A 25,985-nucleotide genomic window follows, 5' to 3' on the forward strand; every position below is an offset into this window, starting at 1 on the left:
GGTCCTGCGCTAGCCGCCTTCCCTGATCCGGAAATCAGCCGGTCGCCGGATCGGGACGCGCATAACGCAGACGACGCCCTCGGGCCGGAAATCGAGCGCGACGGGCTGGCGCAACTCGTGGGCGACCACCTTTTCGATCAGCTCGGTGCCGAAGCCGCGGCGGCGTTCCCGGGCCACGGGAGGTCCGCCGGTTTCGCGCCATTCGACCTCGGCAAGATTGTCGCCCAGCATCTGCCAGCGAATGGTTACCCGCCCTTCGGCGACGCTCAGAGCGCCGTATTTGGCCGCATTGGTCGCCAGTTCGTGCACTGCAAGTCCGAAGGACAGCGCATCATTGGGCGCCAGTTCCAGCGGTGGTCCGTCAAGCAGGATCGCATCGTCGATGGCGAGCCGGAAATGCTGCAATTCGGCCTCGATTACCGACCGGATCGGGGTGGTGCCCCAGTCGGTCACGGTGAGCAGGTCGTGCGTGGCGGATAGCGCGCGGATGCGGCCCTCGAGACTGTCTGCGAATTCATCGAGATCGCGCGTGCGCCGCCGGGTGAGCGAAAGAATCGAGAGCACGTTGGCGAGAGTGTTCTTGACCCGGTGATTGAGTTCGCGGGTCAATGAATTGCGGATCGAGTTCTGTTCTTCGAAGAAGGTGAGCCGTGCCTGATCCTCGTAGGCCTGCTGGGTCAGCAGCCGGGCGAGCAGCATCAGCAGGCTGGCGAGCGCGAGGCCGAACAGCAGCGTCACCATCGACAGCGGCGCCAGCATCCGTGCATTGGCGGATTCGACCACCAGCAGCAGCTTGCGGTTGGCGATGGTGACCTGCTCCTCCACCCGCTCGCTGGCGGCATCGCTGATCGAATGAGCGACCAGCAGGTGTCCGGTGCTCGCCTCGCCATCGTAAAGGCGCACGCCGAAATCGGCCGGCACCCGGCTGACCATCGCCGCATCGAGGAATTCGCCGGCACGGAACGGTGTGTAGACAAAGCCGATCAGCCGCCGGTCGTCCTCGCCGAAGGTGCGGAACACGGGCATGTAGATAGCGAAGGCCGGCAGGTTGCCCGATTGCTCCTGCTCCAGAACGATGCGGCCCGAGGCGGTCGGGCGGCGGGCGAGTTCGGCCTCGGCCATGGCGGCGGCGCGGGCCGGATCGGAATACATGTCATAGCCGAGCGCGCGGCGGTTGCGCTCACTGGTCGGGGCAAACATCGTTACCGGCGCGATCCGGCCGGTGGTGGCGACGGGCTTGGGATAGATATCGGGGAAACCGGGCTGGCGCGCACGCGTCTGCGCCATGAACGCGGGCAGGTCAGCGGTCTCAATCACCGGCAGCCAGCCGATCCCCTCAGCCCCCGGATAATCCATGTCGAGCCTCAGCGCGCGCACGAAATTGTCGAAGGTCTGGGGGCTGACATCGGCGCTCGAGGCGAAGAGCGCCGCGCCCGAGCGCAGGTAGGAGGAAAAGCTGTTGCTCGATCGGTCGAGCGCGGCGGCCACACCTTGCGCATATTCGCGCATCACCGCGCGTTCGCGAGCGCGGGCATTGCTTTCGATCGCGAAGACGCTCAGCGCGGTAATGGCGGCGATCGCGATGAAGATTACCAGCGGGATAGCGCGCGGATAGAGCACCAGCCAGCGCCGCGCACGGCCGCCCGCAGGGGTGGCGACGGGATCGCGATCGGGCAGGAGCGGAACGCTATCGATCGGGCATGATCCTCTATTGACGGCGGACAGGGGCATGACCGCGACGGAACCAAATATATGGCGCATCGTTCCCGAACAGTCCAAGCACGTTTATGCAAAGACCTTTGCGGCGGCCTGTGCTATGCCCTGCCCGAACCGGCACGTGCCGCCGTCAGACCCATGTCGCGCCGGGATCAGGAACAACGACAAGCACCATGGCTTCAGACCGCAAACCGCCCCCAGCCACCCCCGGCCCGCCCCAGCGCGCGCCGGAATGGGCCGATGGTCTCAAGCAGCTTTACGATTCGGTGGTCGAGGAAGACCTGCCCGACAGTTTCAAGGATCTGCTGGCCCGGCTCGACGAGATCGAACCCAAGCGTGCGCCCGGGCAGGGCGGCGGCGGTTCGCCTTCCCCGGATGACCGGGGAGCGCGTCCGTGAGCGACAGCGATCCGGGCGACAGCCCCCGTTCGGCCCGCGACAAGGCTGATTTCAAGCGCGAGCTGACGCAGGTCGTCCCGCACCTTCGCGCCTTCGCGCGCGGCCTGTGCGGGCGCCCCGACATGGCCGATGATCTGGTGCAGGAGACGCTGCTCAAGGCCTGGGCCGCGCAGGAGCGCTTCGAGCCCGGCACCTCGATGCGCGCATGGACCTTCGTGATCCTGCGCAATGCCTATCTGACCGACATGCGCCGCAACCGCTTCCGCGGCGAATATGACGAAGGCGTGGCCGAACGCATCCTGACCGCGCCTGCCGGACAGGAAGAACCGATCCACCTGTCCGATCTTCATCGCGCGCTGCTTACCCTCCAGCCCGAACGGCGCGAGGCGCTGCTGCTGGTGGGAGCAGGCGGATTTTCCTACGAGGAAGCTGCCGAGATCTGCGGCTGCGCGGTCGGCACGATCAAGAGCCGCGTGGGCCGTGCCCGCGCGGCGCTGACGGAAATGCTGGCGAACGGCAACATCCCGCGCCGCTCGACCGAGGATGACGCCGCCCACCGCGCGATCCTCGAGGAGCTTGACGAAGTGGCCGCAGGCAATCTTTCCAGCACGCGCGGCTGACCAAAGCAAAAGGCCCGGAGCAGCGCTGCCCCGGGCCTTCTGCAGTCCCGAAACCAGGCTTCGGACTTAGGCGTAGGTCCAGACCGTCCCGCGAGCGAGGTTCTCGGACGCGAAGGCGAGGTTGAGCTTCCCCTCGACTACGGCATCAAGATAGGCGGGGCGCTTGTTCTGGTGGTCAAGGTAATAGGCGTGCTCCCACACGTCGAGCACCAGCAGCGGATTGAAGCCGCTGTCGGCCAGCGTGTCGGCATCGTGGGTTTCCTCGATCGAGAGCTTGCCGTCCTTTTCAGCCAGCCACACCCAGCCGGAGGCGAAGTGGCCCGTGCCGCGGTCCTTCAGCTGCTGCTTGAGGTTGTCGAGCGAGCCGAACGCCTCATCGATCTTGGCGGCAAGGTCGGCCGAAGGCGCGGTCGAAGCCGGGGCCATCGAGTGCCAGTAGAAGGCATGGTTCCAGGTCTGGGCCGAATTGTTGAACAGCCCCTGGTTGGTTCCGCGCGAGGCGGCGATGATCGCTTCGAGAGAGGCGTCCGCGTGCGGGGTGCCTTCGATCGCCGCGTTCATCTTGTCGACATAGGTCTGGTGATGCTTGCCGTGGTGGAACGACAGGGTCTCGGCCGAAATGGCAGGCGCGAGCGCTTCAGCGGGATAGGGCAGGGGGGAAAGTGCGAAAGCCATGGTGTCCTCCGTAGGCTTGGGTGTCAAAACGGGTCGTCTGCAACATCAACGCAGATAGGGGCGAAGGGTTGCAGCTTCACGACGAGCCACTAGCGCGGCGCGACGAACGGTCAACCGCGCTTGTGACAGCCACGTTCATTGTGACATTGGCCAGCGTGCGCATCAGGTCGGGCAGCATCTCGACCGCGACCAGCAGCGCGAGCGGCTCGATCGGGACGCCCATGGCAAGCGCGATCGGGCCGATCGAGACGACGAAGCTGATCGAGCCGGGCAGGCTCACCGACCCGACGCTGATCACCAATGCCACGAGGATCCCGATGATCGCCACGCCAGGGGTAATCTCCACTCCCGCCAGCGCCGCAACATAGAGCGCGACCGCAAGGTTCATCGCCGGGCTGGTGGCGCGGAAAATCGCCACCGACAGCGGCAACACGAACTCCGCCGTGCTGGCGCGCAGGCCGAGCCGGCTGGCACTGTCGAGCATGGCGGGCAGGCTGGCGAGCGAGCTCTGGGTCGAAAGCGCCACTGCCTGCGCGGGCAGCACGGCAGCGGCAAAGCGCCACGGCGGGATCCCGCCCAGCACGCCCGCTACCACGTAGCCCAGCAGCAGCACGATGGCGCCCATCGCCGAGACCGCCAGAATATAGTGGCCAAGCGCAGCAAAGGCCCCGCCGCCGCTTTTTAGGCCCACCCCGAAGGCCAGCCCCAGCACGCCGACGGGCGCTGCGCGCAGCACCCAGCCGATAATCACCAGCATCGCATTGGCGAGCGCATGGAAGAAGGCCAGCAGCCGCTCGCCCTGATCGGCGGGCAGGCGGGTGAGGGCAATGGCGAACAGCGCGAAGAAGATCGTCAGCGGCAGCATCGCGGTTTCGGCGGCGGCGGCGATGATATTGGGCGCGATCATTCCGCCGAGGAAGTCGAGGATGCCGGGCACCTCGCCGGTCTGCTCGGGCACCTCGGCCAGAAACGCGCTGGCGCTTGGCGGTATCGGGAACGCCTCCAGCAGCAGCGGCATGGCGATCATGGTCGCGGTCCCGCTGGTCACCAGCGCGCCCGCTACCAGCGCGAGAAAGACCCGCGCCACGCGCCCGGCGCGCGCGGCGGCGACCATCTGGGCAAGCCCCAGCACCAGCAGCGCGGCGACCAGCGGGATGATCGTCATCTGCAAGGCGCGCAGCCAAAGGCTGCCGACCAGCCGCGCCACCTGCTCGATCCAGCCCGGCAACCCGGTGCCTGCCGCTGTCATGCCCAGCACAAGACCGCCCACCAGCGCTCCGAAAGTCAGCGCGACGGGCAACCGGATCGTCACCAGCGGATATTGGCGCTCCATCGCGGGCGCGGCATCGTCCTGCAGCAAAATCCTGTCCTTCGACGGGCAACGTGCCCTTCCCTTTGCGCGATAACCGCGCCAGAAGCGCGAGACAATCATGCCAGCAGGACAGGGCAGGGGAATTGATGGCCAGAAAGCTGTTCGGAACCGACGGGATCAGGGGGCGCACCAATGACGGGGTGATGACCGCGGCGACCGCCATGAAGGTCGGACAGGCGGCTGGACGCCACTTCGTGCGCGGCGGCCACCGTCACCGCGTGGTGATCGGCAAGGACACGCGACTGTCGGGCTACATGATGGAAAGCGCACTGGTGGCGGGCTTTACCAGCGTCGGGATCGACGTGATCATGACGGGGCCGCTCCCCACCCCGGCCATTGCCCTGCTCACCCGCGAAATGCGCGCGGATCTGGGCGTGATGATATCGGCCAGCCACAACCTGTTTGCCGACAATGGCATCAAGCTGTTCGGCCCCGACGGTTTCAAGCTGTCGGATGCGGCCGAGGCCGAGATCGAGCGCCTGATGGAGACCGAGATCCCGCTCGCACCGCCCGAACGGATCGGTCGCGCACGCAGGATCGAGGATGCGCGCGGGCGCTATATCCATGCGGTCAAGCAATCTGTGGCGACCGAGATCCGGTTTGACGGGCTGAAGGTGGTGGTCGATTGCGCCAACGGTGCGGCCTACCAGGTCGCCCCTTCGGCCATCTGGGAACTGGGTGCCGACGTAGTGACACTGGGCGTTACCCCCAACGGCACGAACATTAATGACGGTGTCGGCTCGACCGCGATCGCGGCGCTGCAGGCCAAGGTGGTCGAAGAGGGCGCCGATATCGGTATCGCGCTCGACGGCGATGCTGACCGGCTGATCGTGGTGGACGAAAAGGGCCGGGCGGTGGACGGCGACCAGATCATGGCCCTGATCGCCACCCGGATGCAGGAGCGCGGGTCGTTGCGCGGTGGCGGGATCGTGGCGACGGTGATGAGCAATCTCGGGCTCGAACGCTATCTTGCCGGGCTGGGCCTTGATCTGGTGCGCACCAAGGTCGGGGATCGCTATGTGCTCGAGGCGATGAAGGCCGGCGGATATAATGTCGGCGGTGAACAGTCGGGCCACATGATCCTGCTCGATTACGCCACCACCGGCGATGGCACGGTCGCGGCGCTGCGGGTGCTGGCCAGTCTGGTGCGGTCAGGCAAGAAGGCGAGCGAGTTGCTGCACGTGTTCGATCCGGTCCCGCAGCTTCTGAAGAACGTGCGTTACGAAGGCGGCCAGCCGCTTGAAAACGAGGGCGTGAAGACAGTGATCGCCGCGGCCGAGGCGGAGCTGGCAGGCAAGGGCCGGCTCGTGATCCGGCCCTCGGGCACCGAACCGGTGATCCGCGTCATGGCCGAGGGCGATGACCAGGCGCAGGTCGAAAGGGTGGTCGACACCATCTGCGAAGCCGTGCACGCAGCAGTATAGGAGGACACACAATGCTCGAGATGCGACCCGACTGCGAGACCTGCGGTGCGGATCTCCCAGCCGAAGCCCCCGGTGCCTTCATCTGTTCGTTCGAATGCACCTTCTGCGCCGAATGCGCCGAGGATCTCGACGATCGCTGCCCCAATTGCGGCGGCGAGCTGATGGATCGTCCGACGCGGGCCAAGGCGCTCCATGCAAAGTTCCCGCCCAGCTCGCAGCGCAAGTTCAAGGGCTGAGCGCGACGGGTCCTATCGCCATCTGCCTTCGCGCTCCGTGCTTGTCGATCCGCAGACCAGACGGCATGCCGGCCGAACGTGAATAGCGATGGGTTTCGCCGGTCTTGCAATCGCGCGCCGGGGCGGCGAAACGGTCGCGGATGAGCATGGCACACTCCGGCGCATGGCGCTTCGCGATCGATCGCGGAGGCACTTTCACCGATGTCGTGGCGACGACGCCCGATGGCCTGCTGGTGACCGACAAGTTGCTGAGCGAAAACCCCGGCCACTACGCCGACGCGGCAAGCGAGGCGGTGCGCCGGCTGATCTCGCGCTACGGTGAAGGCCCGATCCAAGAGCTGCGCATTGGCACCACGGTCGCTACCAACGCGCTGCTCGAAAGGAAGGGCGAAAGGCTTGCCCTTGTGACGACGCGCGGCTTCGGCGATACCTTGCGGATCGGCACGCAGGCACGGCCCGAAATCTTCGCGCGGCACATCGTCCTGCCCGAACAATTGCCTGCAAAAGTGGTGGAAATCGACGAGCGGATGGCCGCGGACGGGACCGTGCTCCGCCCGCTTGACCGGGCAGCGGCCAAGGCCGCGCTGGCCGATTTGCGCGCCGAGGGTTTCGATGCGCTCGCCATCGTCCTGATGCATGGCTGGCAATATCGCGATCACGAGGCGGCGCTGGCCGAGATGGCGCGCGCTGAGGGCTTTGCGCAGGTCAGCGCCAGCCATGAGGTCGCTCCGCTGATCCGCTTCGTGCCGCGCGGCGATACGACGGTGGTCGACGCCTATCTCTCCCCCGTGCTGCGCCGCTATACCGATACCCTGCGGCGCGAATTGCCGGCTGCGGGGCGGCTCGCCTTCATGCAGTCAAACGGCGGGCTGGCCGAGGTCGGTGCATTTCGCGGCAAGGATGCAATTCTCTCCGGCCCGGCGGGCGGGGTGGTCGGCATGGTCGCTGCCAGCGCGCCGCTCGGTCACAGCCGGCTGATCGGCTTCGACATGGGCGGGACCAGCACCGATGTCGCCCATTATGCGGGGGAATACGAGCTGACCGGTGACAGCGTGGTGGCGGGCGTGCGCGTGGCGGCGCCGATGATGCAGATCCACACCGTCGCGGCGGGCGGCGGCTCGATCTGCGTCTTCGACGGCGCGCGCTTCCGGGTCGGGCCCGATAGCGCCGGTGCGGACCCGGGCCCCGCCTGCTACCGTAAGGGCGGGCCGCTGACGATTACCGACTGCAACCTGTTTCTGGGGCGGATCGATCCGGCCTTCTTCCCCGCTGTGTTCGGGCCCGCAGGCGATGAACCGCTCGACCCCGGCGCTGCCCGCACGCGGCTGGAGGAGGTCGCCGCCTTGCTTTCCGAACCGCGCAGCCTTGAAGATATCGCCGAGGGCTTTCTCGCCATCGCGGTCGACAATATGGCCAATGCGATCCGCAAGATCTCGGTCGCGCGCGGTCATGACGTGACCGCCTATGCGCTCGCCTGTTTCGGCGGGGCGGGTGGCCAGCACGCCTGCAAGGTTGCCGACGCGCTGGGGATGGAGACGGTGCTGGTGCACCCGCTTGCGGGCATGCTTTCGGCCTTTGGCATCGGGCTCGCGCCGGTCAAGGCGATCCGCGAGGTCAGCGTGGTCCGGCCGCTGACCGACAGTTTTGCCGGGCCGCTTGGCGCGCTTGAGGCACAGGCGCGCGCCGCGCTGATTGAGCAGGGTATCGCCGCCGAGGCCGTCATCATCGCCGCCAGCGCCCGCCTGCGCTTTGCCGGGAGCGACAGCCTGCTCGCCATTGCGGTGGGCGAGCCGGAGGCGATGGATGCTGCCTTCCGCCGTCTGCATCGCCAGCGTTACGGCTATTCAGACCCCGACGCGCCAATCATCGTCGAGGCCTTGAGCGTTGAGGCCAGCGGGCAGGGGGGCGGGCTCGGCAGCGCCGCTGCCGTTCCGCAGGCGGTCGGCGGCACGGCCAGCGGCGCATGGCCGACCATGGCCCGCAGCGAGATGGCGCAAGGCGAGGCGCATCCCGGCCCGATGTTGGTGATCGACCCAGGGTCGACCACGGTGGTGGAGCAAGGCTGGCAGGCGCGGTTGGCGCCTGAGGGTAGCCTCGTCCTTACCCGCACCGCGCCGCTGGCGCGCGAACGGGCCGCCGGAGCCGCGGTCGATCCGGTGCGGCTGGAGATATTCAACAACCTGTTCATGGCGATTGCCGAGGAAATGGGCGTGGTGCTGCAATCGACCGCGACCTCGGTCAACATCAAGGAGAGGCTCGATTTCTCCTGCGCGCTGTTCGACGCTGGGGGCGCGCTGATCGCCAACGCGCCGCATATTCCGGTGCATCTGGGCAGCATGGGCGACAGCATCGCGCGCGTGATCGAGGCCCGCGGGGCGCGACGCGACGGACGCGGTTTCCGGCGCGGGGATGCCTATGTGCTCAACGACCCCTATCGCGGCGGCACCCACCTGCCCGACATCACCGTGATTGTGCCGGTATTTTACACTGAAGAAGGTGAAGATCCCGACGCCTTTGTCGCCGCGCGCGGTCACCATGCCGATATCGGCGGTATCGCGCCCGGATCGATGCCGCCCGAAAGCCGCAGCATCGAAGACGAGGGCGTGCTGATCGACAATCTGCTGATGGTGGATGACGGCAATTTTCGCACTGAAGCGGTGCGCGAAGTGCTGGCTGTCGGGCCTCACCCCGCGCGCAATCCCGACCGCAATATCTCCGACCTCGCCGCCCAGCTTGCCGCCTGCACCCGCGGGGCGGAGCTGTTGGCGGGTGCCGCAGCCGAGCACGGGGCCGAGGTCGTTGCCGCCTATATGAGGCACGTCATCGCCAATGCCGAGGAAAGCGTGCGCCGCCTGCTCGGACGGCTTGAGGACGGCGCGTTTGCCTATGACATGGACAATGGCGCGGTGGTGAAAGTCTCCATCCGGATCGACCGTCAAAGCCGCTCGGCGGTGTTCGACTTTACCGGCACGAGCGCGCAATTGCCCGATAACTTCAACGCCCCGCGTTCGATTACCCGCGCCGCGGCGCTCTATGTCCTGCGCACGCTGATCGACGATCAAATCCCGATGAACGACGGCTGCCTCAAGCCGGTGACGCTGATCGTTCCCGAAGGATCGATGCTCAATCCCCGGCCCGGCGCGGCGGTGGTCGCGGGCAATGTCGAGACCTCGCAGGTCGTCACTGACGCGCTGTTCGCCGCTACGGGCAAGCTGGCGCCCTCACAGGGCACAATGAACAACTTCACCTTCGGTAACGATGTCCACCAGTACTACGAGACGATCTGCGGCGGCAGCGGCGCGGGGCCGGATCATGACGGCACCAGCGCAGTACAGACCCACATGACCAATTCGCGCCTGACCGATCCCGAAATCCTCGAAACCCGTCTGCCGGTGCGGCTGGAGGAGTTCAGTATCCGGCGCGGATCGGGCGGAGCCGGACGCCATCGCGGGGGCGATGGGGTGGTGCGGTGCGTGACCTTTCTCGAAGCCATGCGCGCCAATATTCTCGCCAACCGTCGCCATGTGGCTCCGCGCGGGATCTGCGGCGGGGAGGACGCGCTTGCCGGCCGGAACTGGGTCGAACGTGCCGAGGGCACCCGCGAGGAACTGGGCGCAACCGGTTCGGCACAAATGCGCGCCGGAGACAGTTTCGTGATCCTCACGCCAGGCGGCGGCGGGTTCGGAGGGACAGGCGAATGAGTTACTGGCCGCTCATGGGCATCGCATTGGTCGTGATCGGCTTTGCCCTGCGCTTCAATCCGCTGCTGGTGGTGGTCGGCGCGGCGGTGGCGACGGGCCTGCTCGCGGGGCTTGATGGGGTGGCGGTGGTGGAGGCGCTGGGCAAGGCCTTCAACGACAACCGCTATATCTCGGTCACCTGGATCATCCTGCCGGTGATCGGTCTGCTCGAACGCTACGGGCTCCAGCAGCGCGCCCGCGCCGTCATTGCCGGAATGCGCGGGGCGACCATGGGCAAGCTGCTTATCGCCTATCTCGGCTTTCGCCAGATTACCGCGGCGCTCGGCATGAAGGATATCGGCGGACACCCTCAGGCGGTGCGCCCGCTGGTCGCGCCGATGGCCGAGGCCGCAGCCGAGCAATCCCATGGCGAACTGGCCGAAGCGGAGCGCGATCAGGTCAAGGCGATGGCCGCGGCGACCGATAATGTCGGCCTGTTCTTCGGCGAGGACATCTTCTTCGCGATTGCCTCGATCCTGCTGATCCAGGGCGTGTTCGAGGCCGCAGGCTATCCGCTCACACCGCTGCAATTGTCGGTCTGGGCGATCCCGAGCGCGATCTGCGCCTTCGTGATCCATGCGTGGCGCATCCGGTCGCTCGACCGGCGAATAGGGAGCGCGCGGGCGTGATCGGTTACGAATTTCTCTACTTGCTTGCCGGTGGCTTCTTCGCGCTGTGGGCGGTGCTGTCCTTGCGCGACGCGCGGCCCGGCAATGCCGCATTCTGGGGCGTATTGGCGGCGAGCTTCTTTTTCGGCTCGCACCTGTCCGATTTCGCCAACGGGTTGCTGGTGCTGGTGCTGGTGGGGATTGCCGGTGCGGGCTGGGTCAAGCGCAGCACGCCTGCCACCACCACTCCGCAAGAGCGCGAGATATCCGCAGCCCGGCTCGGCAATCGCCTGTTCCTGCCGGCGCTGATCGTGCCGGTGACGGCGGTCGCAGGCACGCTGCTCTACAATTATACTCCGCTTGCCGAAACGGGCCTGTTCGAGGCACGACGCGAGACGCTGGTGCTGTTCGGGATCGGGGTGCTGGTCGCGCTGGCAGCGAGCATTGCCTGGCTGCGTCCCCCGATCGCCGCTCCGGCCGAGGAAGGGCGGCGGCTGCTCGACTCGATCGGCTGGGCCGCAATCCTGCCGCAGATGCTGGCGGCGCTCGGCGCGGTCTTCGCGCTCGCGGGCGTGGGCGACATCATCGGCGGGCTCGCGGGCGCGGCTATCCCCGAGGGCAGTGTGCTCCTGACCGTGGTGGTCTTCGCGCTCGGCATGGCGGGCTTCACGATGATCATGGGCAATGCCTTTGCCGCCTTCCCGGTCATGGCGGCAGCGATCGGGATCCCGCTGCTTGTCGAGCAATATGGCGGTAATCCGGCGGTGATCGGTGCGGTAGGAATGCTGGCGGGCTTCTGCGGCACGCTGCTGACCCCGATGGCGGCCAACTTCAACATCGTGCCCGCCGCGCTGCTCGAACTGAAGGACCAGAACGCGGTGATCCGCCAGCAGGTCGGCACTGCGGTGCCGCTGTGGGCGTGCAATGTCGTCATCATCTATGTGGGGGCGTTTCTCCTATGGAGCTGACTGCGGACATCGCCCGCAATTTCGCTGCGATAGCGCTGGGCCATGTCGCGCGGCCCTATCCTTACAAGGACGATCATGTGTTCACGGGAGCGGAGGATCTGCGCCTGCCGCAAGACGCCCATCCGGTCTTCTTCGGCAGCTATGACTGGCATTCCTGCGTGCATGGGTGGTGGACGCTGCTGACCCTGCGGCGGCTCTATCCCGACATGCCCGAAGCCGCGCCAATCACAGCGCTGGCCCAAGAAACCTTCACCGAGGCCAAGCTGGCTGTGGAACTGGCCTATCTCGACCGCCCTTCATCGCGCGGCTTCGAGCGGCCCTATGGCTGGGCCTGGCTGCTCTACCTGCATCACGAGGCCGAACGGCACGAAGACCGCGAATGGGGCGCGCGGCTCGAACCGCTGGCGCGCGCCTTTGCCGCGAGGCTGCAGGACTATCTCGCCATCCTCACCTATCCGATCACCGTCGGCACTCATTTCAACACCGCCTTCGCGCTTATCCTCGCGCGGCGCTGGGCGGTGGCGCGCGATCCGGCGCTGGTGACGCTGTTAGATGACTGGGCCGAGCGTTCCTTCGGCCAGCGCAGCGATTATGCCGGGTGGGAGCCGGGGGGCGATGAATTCCTTTCCCCTGTGCTCACCGCCGCGCTGCTGATGGCCGAGGTGCGCCCGCACCTTGCCTTTGCGTCCTGGTTCGAGCGACTGGTGCTGGAAAACGGCTGGCTGGCGCGTGAATGCCGCCCGGTCTTCGTTTCCGACCGCAGCGACGGAAAGATTGCCCATCTCGACGGGCTCAACCTCAGCCGCGCATGGTGCCTGCGCGCGATTGCCGGGGCGCTGGGCGGCGCCGAACATCATCAAGACCTCTATCGCCTTGCCGCACTTCATCTCGACGCGGCGATGCCGCATGTGGCGGGCGATTACATGGGTGAACACTGGCTGGCGAGCTTCGCGCTGCTGGCGCTGCTGCCCGAACCCTGATCCGCTGCCACCAACCGCCTACAGCGACCGACGAACGGCGGGGCTGTCGATCAAACGATTGCATAAGCCTGCAAAGGCGGCTTTTCCCCGGGATTGAATGCGCTAGTGTGCGCCAATCATCACAGGGGATCATCGCATGCTCGAACTTTCCGGCGTCAGCCACGTCTATCCCAATGGCACACGCGCGCTTGATGACGTGACGCTGTCGATCCCTAAGGGCATGTTCGGACTGCTGGGTCCTAACGGGGCAGGCAAATCGACCCTGATGCGCACCATCGCCGGGCTTCAGGCACCGACGGCGGGCAGCATCCGCTTTGGCGACATCGACGTGCTGGCCGAGCCTGACCGGCTGCGCCGCACTCTTGGGTATCTTCCGCAGGATTTCGGCGTCTATCCCCGCATCTCTGCCCAGGCGATGCTCGATCACATGGCGGTGCTCAAGGGCATCGGCGATGCGAAGGAACGGCGCGGCGTGGTCGAGCACCTGCTGAACCAGACCAACCTGTGGTCGGTGCGCGGCAAGGCAATCGCGGGCTTTTCGGGCGGGATGCGCCAGCGCTTCGGCATCGCCCAGGCGCTGATCGGCGATCCGGAACTGATCATCGTCGATGAACCGACCGCCGGTCTCGACCCGGAAGAACGCAACCGGTTCCTGAACCTGCTTGCCGGGATCGGCGAGAACGTGGTGGTGATCCTTTCCACCCATATCGTCGAGGATGTGGCTGACCTGTGCCCGCGCATGGCGGTGCTGGCGGCGGGGCGGGTGCAGCTTGAGGGCGCGCCGCGCGAGTTGATCCGCTCGACCGCAGGCCGCGTGTGGCAGCGCACCATCCCGCACACCCAATTGCCCGATATGCAGGCCGCCCACGAGGTCATCTCGCATCGCTTCTTTGCCGGCGAGATCGTCGTCCATGTGCTCGCCGACGAGCGGCCCGAAGGCTTTGATCCGGTGGTCGGCGGACTGGAAGACGTCTATTTCGCGACACTCGCCGAAACCCGCCGCGCCGCGCCCGCGCAAGCCGCATAAGGGAGCACGCGCGCCATGCTTACCGCCAGTCTTGCGGCTTTCGAAATCCGCTACCAGCTCAGGAACCCGGTGTTCTGGGTGTCGGTTGCGATCTTCTTCCTGATCGGTTTCGGCATTTCGGCCAGTGACAATGTCAGCATCGGGACGCCCGGTGCCGTGCACGAGAATTCGCCCTTTGCCGTCACGATAACGATGGCGCTGCTGGGGCTGTTCTACCTGTTTGTCATCACCTCCTTCGTCGCCAACGCCGTGGTACGCGACGATACAACCGGCTTCGGGCCGATGATCCGTGCAACGCCGGTGGGGCGCACCAGCTTTCTGGCAGGTCGCTTCCTTGGCGGGCTGGCGATTGCGGTCCTCGGTTTTGTCGCAGTCCCGCTGGGCATTGCGGTGGGATCGGCAATGCCCTGGGTGGACCCCGAGACGGTCGGACCGGGCGGGTTTGCGACCTATGCCTGGCCGTTCCTCGTCATTGCCATTCCCAACCTCGTGCTTTCCTCGGCACTGCTTTTCAGCCTCGCTACCGTGACCCGTTCGATGCTGGCGAGCTATATCGGGGTGCTGATCCTCGTGATGGGCTACCTCACGGCCAGCGCCATTGTCGGAAGCGAGCCCGATTACCAGGACGCGGCTGCGCGCTTGGAGCCGATGGCGATCGGGGCGATCGGCGAGGTTTCTCGGTACTGGACGGCGGCCGAGATGAATACGCAGGCGATCCCGCTTGAAGGCAACCTGCTGATCAATCGCCTGTTTACGCTGGGCTGGGCGGTGCTGTTCCTCGGGATCGCCTGGGCGCGCTTCAGCATGACCGAGCGCGCGCCCTCGCGCTGGCGGCTACGGCGACTGGCGAAGCAGGACAGCCGCATCGCCAAGGCGGCAGCAGTTCGTCCGCAGCCGTTCGCCGGAACGCCGCACCGCAGCTTCGGCTTCAGCCACGCCCTGAGGAGTTTCGCGGCGCGGCTCAAGGCCGAAACGATGCTGGTGATCAAGAGCCCGGGGCTGATCGTTCTGCTGCTGATCGCGCTGGCGCTGACCGCCTTCAATCTCGCCCTGTCCGAGACGCTTTACGGCACCGCCTCCTATCCGCTGACGGCCAATGTCGTGACCACGGTGATCGGCAGCATGGCGCTGTTCTCTCTGATCGTTGCCGTGTTCTACGGCGGCGAGCTGGTCTGGCGCGAGCGCGACGTCAAGATCGCCGAGATCATCGATGCCGCGCCGGTGCCGGGCTGGGCGATGTTCGTGCCCAAGATCCTCGCTATTTTCCTTGTGTTGCTGCTGATGTCGCTGGCCGGGATGATCGCCGGTCTCATCTATCAGCTGGTGCTGGGAACGAGCAGCATAGATGCCGGGCTCTATCTGGTCGCCTATGTCCTGCCGCAGAGCATCGATGTGCTGCTGATTGCGGTGCTGGCGGTGTTCTTCCAGGTGCTCAGCCCCAACAAGTATATCGGCTGGGGCCTGATGCTGGTGTGGTTCGTCACCCGCATCTTCCTTGGCAACCTCGGCTATTCGAACATGCTCTATCTGTTCGGCGGCGGTCCTGCCGAGCCGCTCAGCGACATGAACGGCACGGGCGGCTTCTGGGTCGGCGGACTGCTCGCGCGGGCCTATTGGGGTGCGTTCGGGGTGCTGCTGCTGGTGCTGGCGCACTGGCTCTGGCCGCGCGGCACGGTGGTTTCGGTCTGGCCGCGGCTCAAGGGGATGGGCAAGCGCCTCAGCATCGCCTCTGGCGCGACCGCGCTGGCGGCGGTGGGCACGATGATCGGCACCGGGCTGGTTATCCATCACAATATCAAGGTCCTGAACCCATACGAAACCGCTGACGAGCGCGAAGCCCGCGCGGCCGAGTACGAGCGAAAATACCTCAAATACGAAAGCCTCGCGCGTCCGGTGGTTACCGATGTCGCTTTCGATGTGGCAATCTATCCGGAAGAGCGCCGGATGACTGCCACAGGCCACTACGACCTGCGCAACGACAGTGGCCAACCGATCCTAGAAGTGCATATCCGCCAGGGCGACGACGCAACCGAATTCACGCGGCTTGATCTTGCCGGGGCAAAGCTTGCCAGCCACGACAAGACCCACGCCTATCGCATCTTCAGGTTTGACACGCCGCTTGCGCCCGGTGCGACCACCCGGCTCGATTTCGCCTCGCAGACCTGGCGGCGCGGCTTCGCGAACGGTCAGGCAGCGACCGACATCGTCGCCAACGGGACTTTTGTGAACAATTTCACCTTCGCGCCGATCATCGGGATGGACCGGCGCGGGCTGCTGCAGGACCGCACCCAGCGACGGCGGCAGGGCCTGCCTTCCGAATTGCGCACCGCCAAGCTCGAGGACACGGCAGCGCAGGGCGAGAATTACGTGCGCTCCGACTGGGTCAATTCGCGCATCACCATCAGCACCTCTGCCGACCAGGTGCCGGTGGCGCCCGGGAACAAGGTGTCGGACGAGGTGAAGGGCGACCGCCGGATCGCTGTGTTTGAAAGCCCCGCGCCGATCCTCAACTTCTTCTCGGTGCAATCGGCCCGTTATGCAGTGGGCGAGGACCGCTTCGGCGATGTCCAGCTGGCCGTCTATCACGATCCGCGCCACGACTGGAACGTGCCTGCGATGCTCAAGGCGATGAAGACTTCGCTGGGCTATTTCACCGAGAATTTCGGCCCATACCAGTTCGGCTATGCACGGATCATCGAGTTTCCGGGCTATGCCAGCTTCGCGCAGGCCTTTGCCGGGACCATGCCCTATTCGGAAAGCATCGGCTTTGCCGCCGACGTGCGCGACCCGGAGAGCATCGACTATGTCTCCTATGTCACCGCGCACGAGCTGGGACACCAGTACTGGGCGCATCAGGTGGTGGGCGGGGACATGCAGGGTTCGACCCTGCTGTCGGAAACGCTCGCCCAGTATAGTGCGCTGATGGTGATGAAGGAGCTTTACGGCCCCGACAAGATCCGCCGTTTCCTCAAATACGAGCTCGACCAGTATCTCGCCGCGCGAAAGACCGATGCGCTGGGTGAACAGCCGATGATCCGGGTCGAGAACCAGGGCTACATCCACTACCGCAAGGGCAGCCTCGTAATGTATCTGCTGCAGGAGCGGCTTGGCGAGGAGGCCGTAAACCGCGCTCTTGCGCGCCTGGTCGAGAGTTACCGCTTCAAGGGAGCGCCCTATCCGCGCAGCCTCGATCTGGTGGCCGAATTGCGCAAGGAAGCGCAGACCCCCGAGCAACAGGCGCTGATCACCGACCTGTTCGAGAAGATCACGGTCTATGATCTCAAGGCGACTTCGGCGACCACTACCAAGGGTGCCGATGGTCGCTGGACTACCCGCATCACCGTTTCGGCGGGTAAGTTCCGTGCCGATGCCAAGGGCAAGGAAACTCCTGCCAGCCTAGAAGAGCGGATCGAGATCGGCGTGTTCACCGCACGGCCCGGGTCGGGTGCCTTCGACCGTGCCGACGTTATCGCCATCAAGCGTTATCCGGTGCGCACCGGCGAGCAGGTGCTGGAAGTGATTACCGCCAAGAAGCCGCTGTTTGCCGGGATCGATCCATACAATTTCTATATCGACCGGGATTCGGACGATAATATCGTGGCGGTGGACTAGTCGCCGCCCCTGCGGAAGTGTGCGGGTTTGAGGTCGTGTTTGGCCAGCTTGTCATAGAGCGTCTTGCGCGGGGTCCGAAGCATCGCCTGCAATTGCGTAATGTCGCCGCGACATTGCCGCAGGCCGTCCTCCAGCACGGTGCGTTCGAATTCGGCAACGATCTGGTGCAGCGGGCGCTGTCCGGCGAGCTCCAGTCCGGGGACCTCGCTATCGGCAAGACCCAGCACGAAGGCGCGGGCATAGCCGCTCAGTTCGTGGAGGTTGCCCGGCCAGTCATGCGAAAGAACGTGGCGCCACTGAGCCTCGCCGATCGCTGGGGCGTCCAGATCTAGCGAGCGTGCGTGGCGCGCGACGAATACCCGAAAGAGCTCGGGCAGATCCTCCCGTCTTTCGGATAGTGCGGGAAGGGCGATCTGTACCGCGCCGAGCCGGTGCCAGAGCGGATCGCGGCCGGTCGGCTCGGTGCCATCGGCAAGCCGGGCAATGATGATGCGAATGTTCAGCCGGCGGGCCCGATCGGCCCCGATGGGCAGCACGCTGCGCTTTTCAAGCAACGACAGCAGACGTGCTCTGAGTGCTCCGTGAGCAACCTCGATCTCGTCGATGAACAAGGTCCCGCCATTGGCGCGCTCGACCAGACCGGTTCGCGACAGTCCCGCCGCCGGATCGCGCCCGAACAGCAGCAGCTCGGCATCCTCGTGGGCCAGAATCCCGGCATCCACGGTGACGAACGGGCGGCTGCGGCGGGGGCTGAGATCGTGGATTGCCTGCGCGGCGTGGCTCTTGCCGGTGCCGGCCTCGCCGGTCAGCACCACATCGATTTCGGAGCGTGCGACCCCTTCGATCACAGAGCGCAGCCGGACGGCGGCGGGAGATGATCCGGGGACCGCGGCTCCTGCACTGCGTCCGGCCTCCTCGCGCAGGGCGCGGTTCTCCAGCGCCAGCATGCGGCGATCGGCTGCGGCGCGCACCGCACGGATCAGGTCGACTGACGAATAGGGTTTGGTCAGGAAGTCGGCCGCGCCGTTCTTCATCGCCTCAACCGCCATGGCAATGTCGCCATGCCCGGTGGTGAGGATTACCGGTAGTTCAGGATCGATTTCGCGCAGGGCGGCGAAGAAGGCGATCCCGTCGATCCCCGGCATGCGCACGTCGCTGACCACCACGCCGGGATAGTCGACCGTCAGCCAGCCAAGCGCCGCGCGCGCATCGGGGAAGGGGACCACTTCGGCACCTTCAAGGGTCAAGGCCTGCAAGGTTGCATCGCGCAAGGTCATGTCGTCTTCGACCAGTGCGACCTGCAGGGGCGTGGCGGCGCTCATGCGGCGGGCATCGTCATGGTGAAGCGCGCGCCGGTGGCGGTCGCCTCGTGCGTCAGATCGCCGCCCAGTTCGCGCATGATGTCGCGCGCAATGGCCAGGCCGAGGCCGATGCCCTCGCGCTTGGACGTGACGAAGGGCTGGAACAGGCTGTCTTGCAACTCCGGCAGCACGCCCGGCCCGTTGTCGGTGACGCTGAGCTGCAGGCTGTTCTCCCGCGCCGCTATCGCCAGTGCGATCTCGCCGCCTTGACCCGCGGCCTGCACGGCATTCTGGAGCAGGTTGACCAGCACCTGTTCGAGCTGGACATGGCGTGCGCGCACGCGGGCGGCGGCGGCGCTGCGCGGGTCGGGCCAGGTGATGGAGAGGCCTTTCTGCCGGATCTGGTCGCGCAGCAGCAGCAGCGATCCGTCGATCACCTCGGCCAGCGCGATGATGCGCGGTTCCTCGGCCGAACGGCGGCTGAAGTTCAGCTGTTCCTCGGTGATTTCCCCGATCCGGCCTGCAAGCCCCGCAATACGGTGGAAGTTCTCCGCCGCCTCGTCGGTACGGTCGGCATCGAGCAGTCGTTCGCCGTTTTCGGCATAGACCCGCATCGCGGCAAGCGGCTGGCGGATCTCGTGGCCGAGCCCCGCGGTGATCTGCCCGAGCGTGGCGAGGCGGTTGGCCTGCTGCAACTGTTCGCGCAAAGTCGCGGTTTGCGCTGCGATCTCGGCCGCGGCGCGGGCCTGGCGCTGGCGGCGCCATACCAGCGCGCCAGCCCCCGCCAGCGCGAGTAGGGCGAGGGCGATCACGCCGGCGAGCCGCCCGTTGGCCAGCGCGACCGAAAGGCGCGGGGCAGGGTCGGCGAGCAGGTGCAACTCCCAGCCGACCGGCGCGATCGGCTGGATCTTCTCGATCATGCGCACACGCGATGCCGCCGGGCCTGTTGCGGGCAGTTCGAAGGGCAGCGGCTCGGCCACCCCGAAACGCATCGCGTCGCGCGCCGGATCGCGCTGGGCGGGGCGTTCGCCGGCTGCCGAGCGGAAACGCCATTCGGGGTTGCTCGCAAGCAGCACGATCCCGCCGGCATCGGTCACGAACACCCCATCCTCGGCATCGCGCCACTTGGCCTCGAGGCTGTCGAACTCGACCTTGACCGCCACCACGCCCAGCGGCTGATCGGCCGGGCCAACCCGCTCGGCGAGATAGAGACCGGGTCGGCGGCTGACTGTGCCGAGCGCAAATTCACTGGCTGCGCCATCCTTGCGGGCGCCGTTGAAGTATTCGCGAAAGCGGTAGTTGGAACCGATGAAACTGTCGGGCCGGTCCCAGTTGCTTGCTGCCAGCGTCGTCCCGCGCGCGTCCATCAGATAGATTGCGGCGGCGCTGGTCTGCTGTGCCAGTGCTGCCAGACGGCGATTGAGCAGCGGGCGCTGCGCGCTTTCCCCGCCAAGCAGCGCAGCGACTTCGGGATCGACGGCCAGGACACGCGGCACGAGGCTGAACTTGTTGAGCTCGCTTTCCAGACCCGCGGCAAGGATTGCCGCCTGGCTGGTGGCGGCCGTGCGGGTTTCCTCGAGGGCTCGCACCCGCATCGCCCGGTCAAGTCCGAGCATGGCCAGCGCGCCCAGCAGCAACAAGGCTGCCAGTGCGATCGGCACCAGATGCCAGCGCCCCAGCCTTCCTTGCATGATGCCCCCCGGGATGTCTGCCTGGCCTGCTTGTGCGTTTTTCCGCACATTAGGCAAGGAATTTGTGCGGATTTTCGCACAAAATCGCGGTGCCGCTTCCTCAGGTATCTGAATTATCGGCAATTGTCCCGAGGTCGCGATTTGCTTGTCAGTCCTGGCAGGCGGCCCGATCCTGCCCGACGGAGAGACAGGAACCGGGGAACCAGCCAAAGATGGGCTCGCACGCTGCGATAACACCGCAGGCCATGGCCGCGCCGGCGAAGAAGCCGCTGTACCGCCAGCTGTATGTGCAGGTGCTGGCGGCGATCGCGCTGGGCGCGCTGATCGGCCATGTCGCGCCCGAGTTCGGCACGGCATTGAAGCCGCTCGGCGATGGCTTCATCAAGCTGGTCAAGATGATCATCGCGCCGGTGATCTTCCTCACCGTCGCCACCGGCATCGCGGGCATGAGCGACATGAAGGCGGTCGGCAGCGTGGCCGGCAAGGCGTTCGCCTATTTCCTGTTCTTTTCGACCCTTGCTCTCATCATCGGCCTCGTCGTCGCCAATGTCGTGCGCCCGGGCGAGGGGCTCAACATCGATCCGGCAACGCTCGATACCGCCGCGGTCGAAGGCTATGCCAAGACCGCCGAGGCGCAGTCGATCAGCGGCTTTCTGCTCAATATCATCCCCGAAACCCTGTTCAGCGCGGTGACCGACGGCAACATCCTGCAGGTGCTGCTGGTGGCGATCCTTGCAGGGGTGGCGATTGCCGCGACCCGGCCGCACAGCGATCTGGTGATGGATGTGCTCTCCTCCTTCAGCGAGGTAGTCTTCAAGCTCGTCCACATGCTGATGAAGCTCGCGCCGATCGGGGCATTCGGCGCGATTGCCTTTACCATCGGCGAGTTCGGGCTCGGCTCGCTGGCCAGCCTCGCGGCGCTGATTGCGACCTTCTACGTCACGTCGCTGCTGTTCGTGCTGGTGGTGCTGGGCCTGGTCGCCTACCTCGGCGGCTTCTCGATCTTCGCGCTGATCCGCTACCTGCGCGAGGAATTGCTGCTGGTGCTGGGCACCTCCTCTTCCGAAGCCGCGCTGCCGAGCCTGATGGAGAAGATGGAGATCGCCGGCTGCAAGAAGGCGGTGGTCGGGATGGTTGTGCCCACGGGATATTCCTTCAATCTCGACGGCACCAATATCTACATGACGCTGGCGGCGCTGTTCATCGCGCAGGCGCTGGGGATCGACCTGTCGCTCAGCGAACAGCTTGCGCTGGTGCTGGTGGCGATGATCAGTTCCAAGGGCGCTGCCGGAGTGACTGGGGCGGGTTTCGTGATCCTCGCCGCGACGCTTTCGGTGGTGCCGAGCGTGCCGGTGGCGGGCATGGCGCTGATACTCGGCATCGACCGCTTCATGAGCGAATGCCGCGCGCTGACCAATTTCATCGGCAATGCGGTGGCGACCATCATCGTCGCGCGCTGGGAAAACGCGCTTGACCGCGAACGGCTGGCCGCTGCCTTGGCAGGCAATCCGATGCCGCTGCCCGAAGAGGATATCGAGCGCCACGAGCGCAGCGGCCCGGTGAGCGAGAAGATCGCCAAGGTGCTGGAGAAGACTCCATGATCATGCGGCGGCTGTTCCTCGTTCTGGCAGGCGCGCTGGCGCTGCTTTCCGCAAGCGGCGCGCCGCTTGCCGCGTCCGGCACCGGGCCGGAGGAAATCCTGCTGTGGCCGGGAACCCCGCCGGGCAACGGCAAGGTCACGGGGCCGGAAAAGGTCGGCGGACCGGGTTCGGGCTATGGCGCGGTTTCCAACGTCTCCACTCCCCGAATGCGCGTCTATCGTCCTGCCGAGCCCAATGGCGCGGCGGTGCTGGTGGCGGGCGGGGGCGGCTATTTCCGTATCCAGCTGTGGAAGGAAAGCACCCCTGCCGCCGAGTGGTTGCAGGCGCGGGGCTTTACCGTGTTCGAGCTGATTTACCGCCTGCCGAACGACGGCTGGGATTCCGCGGCGCCCTTCATGGATGCGCAGCGGGCAATGAAGATCATCCGGTCGCGCGCGGGCGAGTTCGGCCTTGATCCCGCAAAGATCGGGATCATGGGCTTTTCCGCCGGCGGGCATCTGGCGGGCTTTACCGCCTATCAGCCCGCCCGCGCGCTCTATGCCGGAGCCGATGCTTACGAGAAGGTTTCGGCGCGCCCCGATTTCGCGGTGCTGCTATTCCCGGTGGTGACCTTGCGCAAGCCTTATGACACCACCCGCACCCGGCGCGAGATCGTCGGCGAGAAGGCAAGCGCGAAGGCAGAGGCCGAATGGTCGCTTGATACCCATGCGGACCGGCACGCGCCGCCCACCATCATCTTTGCCGCCGCCGACGATGCGATCACGCCGCCCGGCCACGGCATCCTCTTGTTCGAGACTCTCGTGGCCGCCGGGGCGAACGCGGAACTGCACCTGTTCCGCGACGGTGGACACGGCTGGGGTCTCGGCAAACCCGGACAGGTCATCAGCCAGTGGCCGGCGCTGTTCGAGAACTGGGCGCGGTCACTCAACATCATCGAAAAACAGGGAGAATGAACATGTCGACAAGGCTTCTGGGCAGACTTGCCCTGATGTGCACGGGCAGCCTGATTGCTGCCACGGCGGCGCACGCGCAGCAGGCGGGCGAGCCCCCTTCCGATACGCCTCAGCCCGAACGCGAGATCATCGTCACCGGCACCCAGATCCAGGGCGCCAAGATCAACGACGTGCTGCCGGTGACCGTGGTCGACGAGACCGACATCCAGAACATCGCCGGGGCTTCGGGCGATGATCTGTTCCGCGCCATCCCGCAGGCCGGGACGGTCGCCTTCAACGAGCAGAACGACGTCACCCAGAACAACGTGCGCGGTGACGTTGCCTCGATCAACCTGCGCGACCTGGGCACCGGCAACACGCTGGTGCTGATCAACGGGCGCCGCATGGTGCTGAGCCCGGGCTTCCAGACCGAATTGCTGGTGCCGGTGGTCAGCTCGGACGCCAACGAGATCGCGCCGGGCAGCGTCCGGCGGATCGAGGTGCTGCGCGACGGCGCCTCTGCGATCTACGGCGCGGACGCGGTCGCAGGCGTGGTCAACACCGTGCTGCGCGGCAACCGCAAGGGCGGTTTCGTCGAGGCGGAATGGCGCGGCTCGGACGGCACGAGCCTTTACAGCACGATCATCAACGGCGGCTACGGCTTCGATTTTGCCGGCGGGCGCGCCAATTTCACCATGTATGGCGGCTATTTCCACGAGAACGGCCTGCCGTCCTCGGCCCGGCCCTATTCCAGAGACGACAACCGCCTGCCGCTGGTCGAGGGCACCGATTTCGAGGGTGACACGCAGTTCAACAACCGCAACACCTTCGGCCCGTTCGGCCAGTTCGACATCCAGGCGCCCAACAACGCCACGCCGCTCCGTGATGACGATTTCTACCTCCAGCCCGACAGTTTCCCAAGCTGCCGGATCGATTTCGGCAATGGCCTGTGCGCGCGCGCCGGCACCACGCCGACGCCCGATGTGCGTTACAACCGCGCCTTCGGCACCACGCTGATCAGCGAGAAGACCCGCTACAATGCCGCCGCGCTGCTCAGCTATGAATTCAGCAACAGCCTCGAGGCCTATTTCGAGGGCACCTATTACCGGTCCGAAAGCAGCCGCAACATCACCCCGGCGGCGATCCTGAGCGCGGTGCCGGTGGGCATTTCGCGCAATGCCTACTGGAACCCGTTCGGCGCGACGACGCTGCCCGACGGTTCGCCCAACCCCAACCGCCTGCCCGGAACAACGATCGCGGCCGGCGGTGCGGACGTCATCATGGAGCGTTACCGCTTCGTCGATGTCGGCCCGCGCACGGTGGATGTCGACAAGGACACCTACCGCCTTGTCGCCGGCCTGCGCGGCAATTTCGGGAATTGGGACTTCGACACGGGCTTCGTCTATTCCGAAGCGAAGCTGACCGACCTTGAAGGCAACCGCGTCTCGCTTACGCTGATGCAGGATGCGATCAATCGTTCGACCCCGGATGCCTACAACCCGTTCAACGGCGGCTGCGTCACCGGCGATCCCGGGCAGGGCGATTGCACCCCCAATCCGCAGAGCGTTATCGATCCCTTTGTGATCGATGTGTTCCGCAAGAGCGGGACCAGCCTGGCCCTTGCCGATTTCAAGGTCAGCAACTCCAGCCTGTTCGCGCTGCCCGGCGGCGATGTCGGGATTGCGGCGGGCGTGGAATGGAGGCGCGAAACCTTCTTCGATGATCGCGATCCGCGGCTCGACGGGACCATCACCTGGACCGACAGCGTTACCGGCGTGTTTAACGGAAGCGATGTCGCCGGCACCAGCCCGACGCCCGATACCAGCGGCGCGCGGCAGGTGTTCTCGGCATTTGCCGAAGCCTTCGTCCCGCTCGTGAGCGAGGATATGGGCGTGCCGCTGATCGAAGCGCTCAATCTCCAGCTGGCAGGCCGGATGGAGCATTTCGCCGACATCAACGAAACCGCCATTGTCCCGCGCGTCGCCGCTTCGTGGACTGTGGTCCCCGGCGTCACCTTCCGCGGCGCCTGGTCGCAGGGCTTCCGCGCGCCGAACCTCGTTCAGGTCAATGACGCGGGCACGACCCGTTCCAATACCCGCGACGACTTCGTGATCTGTCAGGCGCAGGTCGAAAAGGGCATCATCGATGATCTCGGCGTGTGTCCGGGCGCGGGCGTGATCAGCTTCCGTTCGGGTACCGACCGGCTCGAGCCGGAGGAAAGCACCAGCATCAATCTCGGCATTGTGCTCGAACCCAAGTTCATCCCCGGCCTGACGCTGACCGCGGATTACTGGCGCGTGAAGCAGACCGGGCTGGTCGGCACCTTCGGCGATGACAATGCCATCGCCCTCGATCTGCTGCGGCGGCTTGCCGGTGGCAGCAATCCTGCCGTCGTCCGTGCCGACCCGACGCAGGAGGAGATCGACCTGTTCGCCGGCACCAGTCTTGCACCCGCAGGCGAGATCCTGTTCGTCGACGATCCCTATCTCAACCTCGACAGCCGCACCTCGAAGGGGTGGGACTTCGGGCTGTTCTACAATGTCCCCGACTTCGGCATCGGCAAGTTCCGCCTGCGCTTCAACGCGGCACGGCTGGAAAGCTTCTTCCAGTCCGCCGGGCCTGCCGCGCAGGAACTGATCGACGCGGTCACCTCCGGGACGCTGCCGCCTGAAGTCAGGATCGAGGGGCTGGGCGAACTGCTCGAGATCGAAGGGCGGCCCAAGTGGCGCTTCAGCGGCTCGGTCAACTGGGATACCGGTCCGGTCGACGTGGCGGTTTTCGCGAACTACGTCGGCGAGGTATGGAACACCAGTGTCAGCCGCGATGTGCCGATCGTGTCGGACGACCCGAACGCCAATTTCTTCCGGGTCGACGACTTCCTGACCATCAATGCCGCGATCAGCTACACCATCGAGAACGACACCGCGCTCGACGGGACGCGGATCCGGTTCGGGATCAACAACCTGTTCGACAAGGATCCGCCGCTGGCCGACGAAACTTACGGCTTCCTCAGCGGGTTGCATTCGGCGCGTGGCCGGGTGTTCCGGGTCGAACTGCGCAAGCCGTTCTGATGACGCGAAGGCG

Annotated in this window: 18 protein-coding genes; 13 read left to right on the plus strand and 5 right to left on the minus strand. The window is 65.9% G+C overall.

Annotated features, from left to right (window positions below):
- Positions 1–9: 9 nt before the first annotated feature.
- Positions 10–1,761 carry a CHASE domain-containing protein gene (locus I603_RS12520; RefSeq protein ID WP_086621897.1) on the minus strand — a complete coding sequence of 584 codons (1,752 nt, stop codon included), beginning with the start codon at positions 1,759–1,761 and terminating at the stop codon, positions 10–12.
- A gap of 128 nt (positions 1,762–1,889) precedes the next feature.
- On the opposite strand from I603_RS12520, the gene I603_RS12525 reads away from it, so the two are divergent.
- Entirely contained in the window at positions 1,890–2,114 is a 225-nt protein-coding gene (locus I603_RS12525; protein WP_068865573.1) for a NepR family anti-sigma factor, read from the plus strand.
- Complete coding sequence (locus I603_RS12530; RefSeq protein WP_068865574.1) at positions 2,111–2,734, plus strand: sigma-70 family RNA polymerase sigma factor; 624 nt, start codon at positions 2,111–2,113, stop codon at positions 2,732–2,734. The genes I603_RS12525 and I603_RS12530 overlap by 4 nt, the downstream gene beginning before the upstream one ends.
- A gap of 66 nt (positions 2,735–2,800) precedes the next feature.
- On the opposite strand, the gene I603_RS12535 is transcribed toward I603_RS12530, so the two are convergent.
- On the minus strand, positions 2,801–3,409 hold the full coding sequence (locus I603_RS12535; protein WP_068865575.1) for a superoxide dismutase: 609 nt from the start codon (positions 3,407–3,409) through the stop codon (positions 2,801–2,803).
- 76 nt (positions 3,410–3,485) lie between these two features.
- Positions 3,486–4,769: a dicarboxylate/amino acid:cation symporter gene (locus I603_RS12540; RefSeq protein WP_324613990.1), complete on the minus strand. Its 1,284-nt coding sequence runs from the start codon at positions 4,767–4,769 to the stop codon at positions 3,486–3,488.
- Between the two features lie 98 nt (positions 4,770–4,867).
- Here I603_RS12540 and glmM point away from each other — a divergent pair, with 98 nt between their 5' ends.
- The 8 genes from glmM to I603_RS12580 all read left to right on the plus strand — a co-directional run bounded on the left by glmM (position 4,868) and on the right by I603_RS12580 (position 17,376).
- A complete protein-coding gene (gene glmM / locus I603_RS12545) occupies positions 4,868–6,205 on the plus strand; it encodes a phosphoglucosamine mutase (RefSeq protein WP_068865576.1) in 1,338 nt (445 codons plus the stop codon).
- An 11-nt stretch (positions 6,206–6,216) separates the two neighbouring features.
- Positions 6,217–6,441, plus strand: coding sequence for a DUF1272 domain-containing protein (locus I603_RS12550; RefSeq protein ID WP_068865577.1), 225 nt, complete (start codon positions 6,217–6,219; stop codon positions 6,439–6,441).
- A 140-nt stretch (positions 6,442–6,581) separates the two neighbouring features.
- Positions 6,582–10,142: a hydantoinase B/oxoprolinase family protein gene (locus tag I603_RS12555; RefSeq protein ID WP_232305386.1), complete on the plus strand. Its 3,561-nt coding sequence runs from the start codon at positions 6,582–6,584 to the stop codon at positions 10,140–10,142.
- On the plus strand, positions 10,139–10,810 hold the full coding sequence (locus I603_RS12560; RefSeq protein WP_068865579.1) for a DUF969 domain-containing protein: 672 nt from the start codon (positions 10,139–10,141) through the stop codon (positions 10,808–10,810). Before I603_RS12555 ends, I603_RS12560 begins: the two co-directional genes overlap by 4 nt.
- Positions 10,807–11,757 carry a DUF979 domain-containing protein gene (locus I603_RS12565; RefSeq protein WP_068865580.1) on the plus strand — a complete coding sequence of 317 codons (951 nt, stop codon included), beginning with the start codon at positions 10,807–10,809 and terminating at the stop codon, positions 11,755–11,757. The genes I603_RS12560 and I603_RS12565 overlap by 4 nt, the downstream gene beginning before the upstream one ends.
- A complete protein-coding gene (locus tag I603_RS12570) occupies positions 11,748–12,737 on the plus strand; it encodes a DUF2891 domain-containing protein (protein ID WP_068865581.1) in 990 nt (329 codons plus the stop codon). The genes I603_RS12565 and I603_RS12570 overlap by 10 nt, the downstream gene beginning before the upstream one ends.
- Positions 12,738–12,873: 136 nt before the next feature.
- On the plus strand, positions 12,874–13,764 hold the full coding sequence (locus I603_RS12575; protein ID WP_068865582.1) for an ABC transporter ATP-binding protein: 891 nt from the start codon (positions 12,874–12,876) through the stop codon (positions 13,762–13,764).
- Positions 13,765–13,779: 15 nt separating this feature from the next.
- Entirely contained in the window at positions 13,780–17,376 is a 3,597-nt protein-coding gene (locus I603_RS12580; protein WP_068865583.1) for an ABC transporter permease/M1 family aminopeptidase, read from the plus strand.
- Here I603_RS12580 and I603_RS12585 read toward each other — a convergent pair.
- Both I603_RS12585 and I603_RS12590 read right to left on the minus strand, forming a co-directional pair.
- Positions 17,373–18,698, minus strand: a complete 1,326-nt coding sequence (locus tag I603_RS12585; RefSeq protein ID WP_068865584.1) for a sigma-54-dependent transcriptional regulator — start codon at positions 18,696–18,698, stop codon at positions 17,373–17,375. The genes I603_RS12580 and I603_RS12585 overlap by 4 nt on opposite strands.
- Positions 18,695–20,368 (minus strand): sensor histidine kinase, encoded by a 1,674-nt coding sequence (locus I603_RS12590; protein ID WP_068865731.1) that lies wholly within the window; start codon positions 20,366–20,368, stop codon positions 18,695–18,697. Before I603_RS12590 ends, I603_RS12585 begins: the two co-directional genes overlap by 4 nt.
- A gap of 212 nt (positions 20,369–20,580) precedes the next feature.
- Here I603_RS12590 and I603_RS12595 point away from each other — a divergent pair, with 212 nt between their 5' ends.
- From I603_RS12595 to I603_RS12605, 3 genes are read left to right on the plus strand one after another with little or no spacing between them, the layout of a single operon-like run.
- A complete protein-coding gene (locus I603_RS12595) occupies positions 20,581–21,969 on the plus strand; it encodes a dicarboxylate/amino acid:cation symporter (RefSeq protein WP_269747010.1) in 1,389 nt (462 codons plus the stop codon).
- The gene (locus tag I603_RS12600; protein WP_068865586.1) at positions 21,966–22,922 is read left to right on the plus strand and encodes an alpha/beta hydrolase; all 957 of its coding nucleotides are present in this window, start codon (positions 21,966–21,968) and stop codon (positions 22,920–22,922) included. Before I603_RS12595 ends, I603_RS12600 begins: the two co-directional genes overlap by 4 nt.
- Before the next feature lie 2 nt (positions 22,923–22,924).
- On the plus strand, positions 22,925–25,972 hold the full coding sequence (locus tag I603_RS12605) for a TonB-dependent receptor domain-containing protein (RefSeq protein WP_084440119.1): 3,048 nt from the start codon (positions 22,925–22,927) through the stop codon (positions 25,970–25,972).
- Positions 25,973–25,985 lie beyond the last annotated feature (13 nt).

The organism is Erythrobacter dokdonensis DSW-74, from assembly GCF_001677335.1.
In the GTDB taxonomy this organism is placed as follows: Bacteria; Pseudomonadota; Alphaproteobacteria; order Sphingomonadales; family Sphingomonadaceae; genus Erythrobacter; species Erythrobacter dokdonensis.